The sequence below is a fragment of the Sulfurihydrogenibium yellowstonense SS-5 genome (genome assembly GCF_000173615.1).
In the GTDB taxonomy this organism is placed as follows: domain Bacteria; phylum Aquificota; class Aquificia; order Aquificales; family Hydrogenothermaceae; genus Sulfurihydrogenibium; species Sulfurihydrogenibium yellowstonense.
The window spans coordinates 1-10,210 of the sequence record NZ_ABZS01000044.1 but is presented as its reverse complement, the minus strand read 5'-3'; the positions used below and the strand labels follow the sequence as shown (position 1 = coordinate 10,210).

Here is a 10,210-nt window from a genome sequence, read left to right as displayed (position 1 = left end):
AGCGTTTCTTCTAAGGTTATGCTGTATGCGTTTATTAATGGTACTGCTATTAGACTAAGTATTAGCTGTTTTTTCATTTTCTTCACCTTTATCAATTAAGTAATAGAAAAATGGCACGTACACTAAGCTTAAAAATGTTCCAACGATTAGACCACCTATAGCAACCACTGCAAGAGGTGAAAGTCTTTCGAGTCCTATAGCCCATTCTAATGCAATTGGTATCATACCAACAGCTGTCCCGAATGCAGTCATCATAACCGGTCTTGTTCTTATGTTAACACTTTCTAAAATAGCCTCTTCCTTAGAGTATCCTTTTTCTCTATATGTTTTTATAAATTCTATAATCAGAATTGAGTTTTTAACTATGATTCCGGCAAGGAGAATAAATCCCATAATAGCCGGTAAACACATATGTTTATCTGCAATCAGCAATGACCATGAACCACCTATTATAGAAAGAGGAATTGCCAACATAATTGCCACAGGGTCTTTCCAAGATTTAAACACTGCTGCTAAAACTAAATATAAAATCACCAATCCAATCAAAATAGCTTTAAACATTCTTCCCATAGAATCCATCATCTGCTGGATATCCCCGGTTTGCTCTATCTTTATGTTAGGCAGTGGAAAACCTGGATGATTTTTTGCATACTTTTCAAACTCTTTCTGGAAGTTTTCCATTATGTGAGATATAGCATTTGTACCTCTGTATCCGTAAACGTCCTGTGTATAATCTAAAGCTTGTCTTGTGATTATTGTCGGCTCTGCTTTTTGAGTAAACTCTCCAAGAGCTTCTAACGGTACAAATCCTTTTGGAGTTTTTATCAAGTAGCTTTTAAACTGGTCTATATAGCTTCTTTGTTCTGGCGAAAGGATCACTCTGATTAAAAATCCTGTTTCATTTGGAATGGTTAAAACAGATGAGATCTGACCTTGCAAGCCAGCACTTACTTGAACAGCCGCGGCGTAAGGAGTTGTATTATAAAGAGCTGTTTTTTGTTTATCTATTTTAAACTCATACTCAATCTTATCCATGTCCCAGCTTTTAGATGCTGATTTTAATCCCGGTGTATTGTTTGCTATCTCTAAAATTGCATTTCCTGTTTTATTTAAAGCTTCAAGATTATCTGAGTAAAGAGTTACATCAAGATTTGCTTTTATTGATGATAAAGCCGTCGCTCCGTAGTCATAGACATCAGCATACTTTATATTAGGTAAAGTGTGAATGTAATCCCTTATTTTATCTTCAAGCTGCCATATTGTTTCTTTTCTTTCAAATCTATTGACAAATGTTATTGTAAATGATGCGGTTTGAGGTGTTCCACCGCTGATTGTTAAAACTCCCGGTTCAGTTCCTATTGCGACAGAAACTCTTTTTACATTTCCAAGAGAGTAAATATAATCTTGAATTTTTTTAACTTCCTGATTTACCTGCCAAATGGATGTATTACTGTTAAAAACAACGTTTGCCTTAACAATTCCTGTATCCATTGGTGGCATTAAATCTCTTCCTGTAAAAGGAATAAGTCTTAAACTCATAACAAACAATATTACAAGAGGCATAACAGCAAGAGGTCTTATTTTCTTTTTGTGAATCAACGTTTTTATCCAATCTATGTAAATATTTTTTAAAGGATTTAGCCATGCTAACATAAGTTGATTGATTTTAAGCTCCCAAACTGATTTTTTGTCTGCATTTTTCAAAAACTTGATTGCTAAAATTGGAATTAAAGTGATTGAAACAACGTAAGATACAAAGATAGCAATTAAAAGTGTACCTGCCAATGGTCTAAATATTTTTTCTGGAAAATCTCCAACAAATAACATCGGAAATATGACAGAAGCAGTTGCAACAGTGCCACCAAAAACAACAAGCATAACTTCTTTTGTTCCATCTATTGCAGCTTCAACAGGCGATTTTTTTAATTCAAATAGATGTCTTTCTATATTCTCTAAAATAACTATCGCATCATCAACAAGCATACCAAGAGCTAAAATTACACCTGTCAAAGAAACCGTGTTAAATCCTATACCAAAAAGCCACATAAAGGCTATGGTAGCCAAATAAACAAAAGGTATTGATAAAGCTGCGATGATAGTCATTCTTAGATTTGCTAAGAATAAAAAGATTACCAAAGATGTAAAGATTATTGCATCTCTTAAAGCCTCAAGCATATTTTCATTACTTAATTTAACCAACTCTTTTTGTGTATCTGATATATCTATATTTAACTGCGGAAATTGAGCTTTTATTTTTGGTAGAACCTCTTCAACTGCTGAAATTGCGCTTAAAACAGCTCCACCGTAAGGTCTTTGAATTGCAAGAGCTATTCCTTCTTTTCCATTTCCTTGATACATTGCGGTAGGTGGCTTGATACCAAACTCTACTTTTGCAACATCGCTAAGCTTAACATCTTTTGTTATCTGAATGTTTTTTAGTTCATCTAAGCTTTTTGCCTCTGTTTTTAAGATAAACGTGTTTTGTGTATCTTTGTTAATCATTATTCCAAGTGGCATATCATTGTTTGATTTTTGGATAGCATTGATTACATCCTGAGGAGATAATCCATAAGAGCTTAATTTAGCATTGTCTATTTGAATATGTATTTCTTTTGTATAGCCTCCAAAAACATCTACATTTGCTACTGCATTTGTTCTAAGTATTTCATTTTTAATCTGATTTTCTGCTATATACCTTACATCTTCCAAAGACAGGTGTGAATCTTTCTTAGGACTTACAGTTAAAACCATAACAGGTGGTGTGTAAGATGTTATTTCATAAATCTGTGGTGGCAATATATCCTTTGGAAGTAAGTTTTGGACTTTACTAAGAGCATTGGCTACGTCTGTTTTTGCCTCTGCTAATGGCTTAGAATAATGAAATTCTGCTGTAACTGTACAAAATCCATCATTTGATGTTGAATATACTCTTCTTATACCGCTTATAGTATAAAGCTGCCTTTCAATAACAGATGCTGTATGGTCTGCTATGTATTTTGCAGTTGCTCCCGGCTCTTGAACTACTACCGCTATTTGAGGTCTATCAGCCGGTGGAAATAAATCCCTTGGCATAGAAAAAAATCCGATAATTCCCATAAAAGCAAAAGCAATTAAAATTGAAAATATAAGGTGGGGTTTAGATATATACCATTTTAGCATCAGTTTTCACCTCTAAACTCAATAAGCTTTTGACCTTCATAAATTCTTTGTAGCAAAGACTCATCTCCGACAACTACTTTATCTATTGTGCTTAAATTACCATCAACGCATGCCTCAGTTAATGTTTTGGATTTCACTACAACAGGAACTAAATGAGCCTTTGAGTCTTTTATTCCTATCACATAATAACCATCTACTTTTTTTACTACAGAATTAGCATGGACTATAAAGCCATCACATTTACCTTCTTTAATAAAAACATCAACAAATGTATGAGCAGGCAGATTGAAAGGATTATTTGAAACAGAAAGTTTTATGATTGATAGATTATTTTGAGCAGATTGTAAAACATCTTCCACAACAGCATCGACAGACCGACCGTTATAGCTAACTTTCTCTACATCTCCTTTCTTTACTTTTAAAGCTAACTCAGTTGGCACGTTGACATAAACTAAGTATTTCCCACTCCCTACAATTTCAACCAATGGCTTACCAGCCAAAGCCACATCTCCAACGTTAACAAATTTACTTGCCACAACTCCATCAAAAGGAGCTCTGTATTCTGTGTAATTTAGATTAGATTTTAAAGACTCTATTTGACCGGCTACAGATTTAGCTTGGTCTTCTAACTGTTTTACTTTACTTAAAGCATTTTCTTTATTGGCCAAAGCTTGTTTATATAGATTTTCCATATTTTCTAACTGTTCTTTAGAAATAAGCTCTTTTTCATAAAGTCCTTTGTATCTTTCATACTCTTTTTTAGCATTTATGTACTGTGTATTTGATGCTTCAACCTGAGCTTTTGCACTATCTATTTGGTCCAAAATAGCTTTTTGAGAGTATGTCAAAGCTGATATGTTTGATTCTATATCACTGGAATCCAACTTAAAAACCAAATCTCCTTTTTTAACCTTTGTCCCTTCATTTGCAACATATAAAACCGTTGCACTAAACTTTGAACTTACAAGAGCATCATTTTCTGGTCTAAACTCACCTAAGAATTTTTGATAAGATTCAAGCTCTCCTTGTTTTACGTTAAATGTATTTACTACCAACGGATAGCTTTTAGGTTTTTCAAAGCTTGCCAACTCTCGTTTCTTTCTAATGACAGAAAAAATAGCAATCAAGATGACTATCAAAACTACAAAAATAAAAATCTTTTTACTTTTACCCATCTTAGTCTCCATATTCTTAATTTATAAAAAATTTTTTATATAAACATTTTTAAATAGTTGGAAAGTTAAATATATGACTTAAATCATAAAAGTAGCTCTTTGACATTATTTTGGATGAGGGCGTTAATACTCTTTAACATCCATCATAAAAATTAAGATTGTTCCAAAAATCCACATCGTCATTCTCCAGCTGGCAAAAAATCTCATACTTTTTCTTTTCGAGTCAAAAAAATCAAAAGATGAGATCCTTGCCTTCAGCCTCAGGATGATACGAAAAGGTAAGCCTACAAAAATTTTGGAACACTCTTAAGTACGTGAAGATAAATATTATAAGATTAACTTTAAACCTTCTAATCCGCCAACTTTTAAAGAAACTGCATTAATATTAGTAGGAACATCATAATCTCTTGGATTTATTCTTATCAAAAATCCATTTAGCAATCTTGCTATTCTTTCGCTTGTTAGTCTTACAGTTGGTACTGCCTTCCCGGCTCCAATTTCAATAATTGCTAACTTTTGATTTTTATTTTGAACTTTTTCAAGCCATAGATTAAATCTAAATTCTTGTGCCTCTGTTCTGTGAGGAATCCATTGAAAATCATTAAACATCAGAACATTTGGTCTTGCCAAAGAGCCGCAGTTTTTACATTTAGGTAATGGCGGAAGAGCTTTAAAATTTTCCATATCAATATTAACATCAATTCCTTCGGCGCTCCATATTTCATCGCTACAAGGCTCTACACATTGTAGATAATGAATACTGCCATGAATTTCGACAATCTTATCTTCGTCAAATCCGGCTTTTTGAAATTGTCCATCAACGTTTGAAGTAAAGATAAAATAGTTTTCGTTTTTCTTTTTTACCAAATCTTTTAGAAGATAAAATCCTTGGTGTGGTTGTGTTTCTCTGTATAGTTTTAATCTATGTCCATAAAATGCCCAAGCTAATTGAGGGTCTTGTTTAAACCATCTTGGATTTGCAAGCTCTTCAAACCTTAGTCCAAGCTTCTTGGCTATCGGATATGCTCTCCAAAACCCTTCTGTACCTCTAAAGTCAGGAAGTCCGGAATCTACACCCATACCTGCTCCGGCAGTAATCAGTATCGCTTCTGCCGTCTCTATTTGCTGTTTAGCAATCTCTATTTCTTCCATTTTAGAATCCTATTATAATTAAACCTCTAACTTTGGATATAAGTCAGGTGAAAAATTGGGTACAAGTATGAGATTCTTCGCTTCGCTCAGAATGACGGAATAAGATTATCCTTCCTTTAATGCCTATCATTCAACCTTTGCTGTCATCCTGAGGACGTTAGTTCGAAGGATCTCCTTATCTAAATTCTATAAAGAACTCTAATTTCTCACCCAAGGTATAATTAAACCTCTAACTTTGGATATTTTTTCTCCCTATCTATTATATGTATATCCTCTACAGCGTATTTGTTTTCTTTTAGAAGATTGTAAATCTTAACAGCATCATCTTTTGATTTTAAGCCAAATACAAGACCGCAATGTGGATAGATTTCTTTTGGAACTGGTAGCATTATAAAATTTTCAATGCCTTTACTTTTTAAGAAATCTGCTGCTCTTAAGCCTTCTGCAACAGATACAAAGGTTATTAAATACTTTGGCTTGTTAAATGGAATGATATCAAGAAGATGTTTTATAAAATGTAGCTTGACACCCAAGGAGATAAACTTTATTTTATCCCAAATACTTTCACCTTTAAAACCTTTTCCTCTTTCTATAACTGCAACGTAGTAGCCGTTTTCTTCTTTAAACTCCAAAAGCTTATTGCCTGTTTCAAAAGCCCATATTTCTATATCTTTCTTAAATGCTTTATCATCTGCTAAAACTTTTAATCTTTCGCCAACGGGTATTTCTTTTAACTTTCTTGATACAAATGTCAGTGGTAAAGGGCAAAATAATCCTCTTGTATCAACTATTTCTAATTCTTTATTTGCAGATGAGTTTTCCAAGTGGCTCGCCTCCTAATAAATGCCAATGTACATGAAATACTTCCTGTCCTGAATCTGGACCCGTGTTTACTATCAGTCTAAATCCTGTTTTGTCTATTTCAAACATTTTAGCAATTTCGTTTGCTTTTAAGATAATATGACCGATTAATGCTTTATGTCTTCCTTCAAAATAAAGATTGTTTGGTATATGCTCCTTTGGAATTATAAGTATGTGAATTTTTGCCTGTGGTCTTATATCATGAAAAGCCATTATTAACTCATCTTCATAAACTATTTTAGCCGGAATTTCTTTATTGACTATTTTGCAAAATACACACTCCATGCTTTTCCTCCTTTTGTTTTGCATATTTTTTAAGTATATCAAAAAGTTTATCTATATTCCATCCTTTTTCTGCTGATATAGTTATGGTATTTTCCATCACATCCTCTTCGATCAAATCTTTTGATGGAACGACTTTGTCAATCTTGTTAAAAACTGTTATAGTTGGTTTATCTTGAAGTTTTAACTGTTTTAATACGTTTTCAACGGTTGTTTTCTTTTTCATCCAATTTTTATCTGAAATATCAATCACATGAAGAATAACATCTGCATCTTCTATTTCTTTTAAGGTTGTCATGAATGCATCCATAATTTCAGATGGCATATCTTCAACAAATCCAACCGTATCTGTTATTAAAACTTTCTTTTCTATATCCGGGAAGTAGATTAAAGATGTTTTTGTGTCAAGAGTAGCAAAAAGCTGGTCAGATATGAATACATCTCTTTTTGTAAGTCTTTTTAAAAGTGAAGACTTGCCTGCGTTTGTATATCCTACAAGAGAAACTTTTAGTATGTTTGGATTATCTTCTCTTGATTTTCTCTGTTCTTCTCTTTGTTTTTCTATTTCCTTAAGTTGTTTTTTAATTTTGTTTATTCTGTCTTTGATAGTTCTTGTTTTTATCTCTCCGAGTTTTTCACCAGCTCCTTTTGTCTTCATACCACCGCCAATTCTTGAAAGCTCTTTTCCTTTTCCGCCGTAAACTCTTGGAAGCTGATGTTGCAGGTATGCAAGCTCTACTTGGAGTTTTGCCTGTTTTGTTCTTGCGTTATTCAAGAAAATTTTAAGAATCAAATCTGTTCTATCAAGAACTTCCACATTTAATTCCTTAGATAAGTTAGATATTTGAACAGGAGATAAATTTACATTAAAGACAACAGTATCTCCTCTTATTCCTTCAACGAGCTGGGCTATCTCTTTTACTTTTCCACGACCAATAAAATAAGCAGGGTCTGGAGATTCTCTTTTTTGATACACTTTACCTACAACAGTTCCACCTGCTGCCTCTACCAAACCCTCAAGCTCTTGAATTTTATATTCAAAATCTTCTTCTTTATCGTTTAGATTTACTGCTACTATAACTGCCTTCACGCTTACTCTACAACGATTGTACTAATTGCATGTTTATAAATCAGTTGCTGTTGACCGTTAACATCAACAAGAATAGTAAATTGGTCTGCATCAATTATTTTTCCAACAATTCTTGTTCCTCTAATTAAGTAAATTGTCACTTCCTTACCTTCTTTTCTATACTCGTTTAAAATTTCATCTTGTACTGACATCTCTTACCTCCTGGTTATATTTTTTATAAATATAGTCTAATATTTCATTAACTTCAAATTTGGATGCTTCTATTTTTTCAAAATCTGTTTTATTTCTAAATGTTCTGATTTGCCTTTTTGCAAAATCCTTAGTATTTTCTATTATACATTTTTTAGCGTCTTCAAGTGAGATTTTTTTATCTAAGTAAGGTAAAATTTCTTTGTATCCTATTGCCTGCCTTGATGTTAAACTGTCTTTAAATCCCATATCTACAAGCTTTTTAACTTCTTCAACAAGACCTTTTTCAAACATTTTTTCAACTCGCTTCTCTATTCTATCCATAAGCTCCTGTCTGTCTCTCTCAAGAATAAAGCCTAAAAAGTTATACCTTTTTGATTTAAAGTTATGCTGATTTATAAAAAAAGAAAATGGTTTTCCTGTTAGGTAATACACTTCTAACGCTCTAACGATTCTTCTTTTGTCATTTACGTGTATTTTGTTTGCATACTCTGGGTCTACTTTTTGCAACTGTGTATAAAGCTCTAAATTATCTAAGCTGTATAATTTTTCTCTTAAAGTCCAATCACTTTCTGGTGCATCTGATAAGCCATATAAAACTCCTTGAATGTATAGCCAAGTGCCGCCTACTACAATTGGTATTTTGCCTTTTTCTCTAATTTTTTGAACAGCTTTATCAAAATCTTCAATATAATCTTTTACAGAGTAGTTTTGAGAAGGTAAGACGACATCTATAACATAATGCTCAATCCCTTCTCTTTCTTCAACAGATGGCTTTGCCGTTCCAATATCCATATACTTATAAACCATCATGGAGTCCGCACTAATTACTTCTCCATCTAAAAGTTTTGCAAGCTTAATGCCAAGCTCTGTTTTCCCCGTTGCTGTTGCTCCTGCTATAACTATCATCAAAGTTTTTTCCATAATTTGTTTTTTTGTTTAATAATATAAGCTAAAACAATTAAAAATGGATGATTTTTATTTTAGAGCTTACGTATTAAGTGGCTGTAGCATGTACAGTTATTAAGACCATTTGATGAAAATTTTTGTACTGAGAGTGCTTTATAATTTTACTAAGTCTAAATTGATTAAGCTTTAACCGTAATTTTACAGCCGATGAAGAATCTCCATCCTTTACGCCTCTATGGTGTCATTCCGCAGCCGCTAAAGAACCTTCGTCCTTTATACTCCTTCCTGTCATTCTGCAGCCGGCAAGGAATCTCATTTTTCCTTATTTTTTTAAAGGGAATGTCCTTCAGACTCACGACCTCAGGTGAAGAGAAAATATAAACTTATAAAAATTTTGGAACAGCCTCATTTTTAAACTTGATATTTAACACGTTCTTCTTTTCATTTCTTATTCTCACTAACGACCTTATCTGGTTTTTGTTTATAATAAAACATTACCCTATCAACTAAATTCTTTAAGACTGTAGCAGACACACCACCACCGCCTATATGTTCACCCGGAAATTTTGGCTTAGGCTCATTTGCAAATATAACAACTGTAAATTTTGGGTCAGAAACAGGAAAAAATCCTGCAAACCAAGTGTACCATTTAGAATTAGACAACGCCTTTATCGCAGGGTCATATTTCTGAGCTGTTCCTGTTTTTCCTGCAATAGTAAAGTAATCAGATTTCCCGGATTTAGCTGTTCCATCTTCTACAACTAATTGCAAGATTGGTTTTAATTTTTGTATGCTTTCATCGCTCAAAACTTTTCTAATCTTCTCAGGCTGATAAACTTTTACGTAGCTTCCGCTATTATCAGCCAGACCTTTAACTAGCAATGGCTTTACAAGATAACCACCATTCGCAAAAGCTGAATAAGCTAATCCAACTTGAAGAGGGGTTGCAGTCCAGTTTTGCCCGATCGATGCATAGGCTATGTTTACAGGTCTAAAATCTTCTCTTAAAAATCCAGATGCCTCGCCAGGAAAAATACCTGTTTTTTGTCCAAATCCTAAATCTCTTAGTTTCTGATATATCTTTTTCTGGTCCAATCTTAAAGCAATCTTTATAGCACCTACGTTAGAAGAATGCTGTATAATCTGAGCCGGCGTTAATAAGCCAAATCTTTTATGGTCTTTAATTCTAACTCCGTCTACGTAAATAGCACCATTTTGACAATCAATTATTTCATTTAAATCAACCTTTTTTTCATCAATAGCTTCTGCAAGAAAAATAGGCTTTGCTACAGAACCTACCTCGTAAGCATGCTGAAAGATTATATTTTTATAAGTTTTATATTTTTCATAATTGTTAGGGTCGTAGTTAGGATATGTGGCTGCAGCTAAAATT

The 10,210-nt window shown here is 33.2% G+C and carries 9 protein-coding genes; all 9 read right to left on the bottom strand.

Going from position 1 to position 10,210, the window contains the following annotated elements:
* Nucleotides 1–54 precede the first annotated feature (54 nt).
* On the bottom strand, nt 55–3,159 hold the full coding sequence (locus SULYE_RS02825) for an efflux RND transporter permease subunit (RefSeq protein ID WP_007546303.1): 3,105 nt from the start codon (nt 3,157–3,159) through the stop codon (nt 55–57).
* Nucleotides 3,159–4,334 carry an efflux RND transporter periplasmic adaptor subunit gene (locus SULYE_RS02820; RefSeq protein ID WP_007546302.1) on the bottom strand — a complete coding sequence of 392 codons (1,176 nt, stop codon included), beginning with the start codon at nt 4,332–4,334 and terminating at the stop codon, nt 3,159–3,161. The genes SULYE_RS02825 and SULYE_RS02820 overlap by 1 nt, the downstream gene beginning before the upstream one ends.
* Nucleotides 4,335–4,661: 327 nt before the next feature.
* A complete protein-coding gene (locus tag SULYE_RS02815; RefSeq protein WP_007546300.1) occupies nt 4,662–5,486 on the bottom strand; it encodes an SIR2 family NAD-dependent protein deacylase in 825 nt (274 codons plus the stop codon).
* 221 nt (nt 5,487–5,707) lie between these two features.
* Nucleotides 5,708–6,310, bottom strand: coding sequence for a sulfurtransferase TusA family protein (locus SULYE_RS02810; protein ID WP_007546298.1), 603 nt, complete (start codon nt 6,308–6,310; stop codon nt 5,708–5,710).
* The gene (locus SULYE_RS02805; protein WP_007546295.1) at nt 6,288–6,632 is read right to left on the bottom strand and encodes a histidine triad nucleotide-binding protein; all 345 of its coding nucleotides are present in this window, start codon (nt 6,630–6,632) and stop codon (nt 6,288–6,290) included. The genes SULYE_RS02810 and SULYE_RS02805 overlap by 23 nt, the downstream gene beginning before the upstream one ends.
* Complete coding sequence (gene hflX, locus SULYE_RS02800; RefSeq protein WP_007546293.1) at nt 6,601–7,719, bottom strand: GTPase HflX; 1,119 nt, start codon at nt 7,717–7,719, stop codon at nt 6,601–6,603. The genes SULYE_RS02805 and hflX overlap by 32 nt, the downstream gene beginning before the upstream one ends.
* A 2-nt stretch (nt 7,720–7,721) precedes the next feature.
* Nucleotides 7,722–7,910 carry an RNA chaperone Hfq gene (gene hfq / locus SULYE_RS02795; RefSeq protein WP_007546292.1) on the bottom strand — a complete coding sequence of 63 codons (189 nt, stop codon included), beginning with the start codon at nt 7,908–7,910 and terminating at the stop codon, nt 7,722–7,724.
* Nucleotides 7,894–8,832, bottom strand: coding sequence for a tRNA (adenosine(37)-N6)-dimethylallyltransferase MiaA (gene miaA / locus SULYE_RS02790; RefSeq protein WP_007546289.1), 939 nt, complete (start codon nt 8,830–8,832; stop codon nt 7,894–7,896). Before miaA ends, hfq begins: the two co-directional genes overlap by 17 nt.
* A 426-nt stretch (nt 8,833–9,258) precedes the next feature.
* Nucleotides 9,259–10,210 (bottom strand): peptidoglycan D,D-transpeptidase FtsI family protein (locus tag SULYE_RS02785; RefSeq protein ID WP_007546287.1); only part of this gene is annotated, 952 nt, incomplete at its 5' end.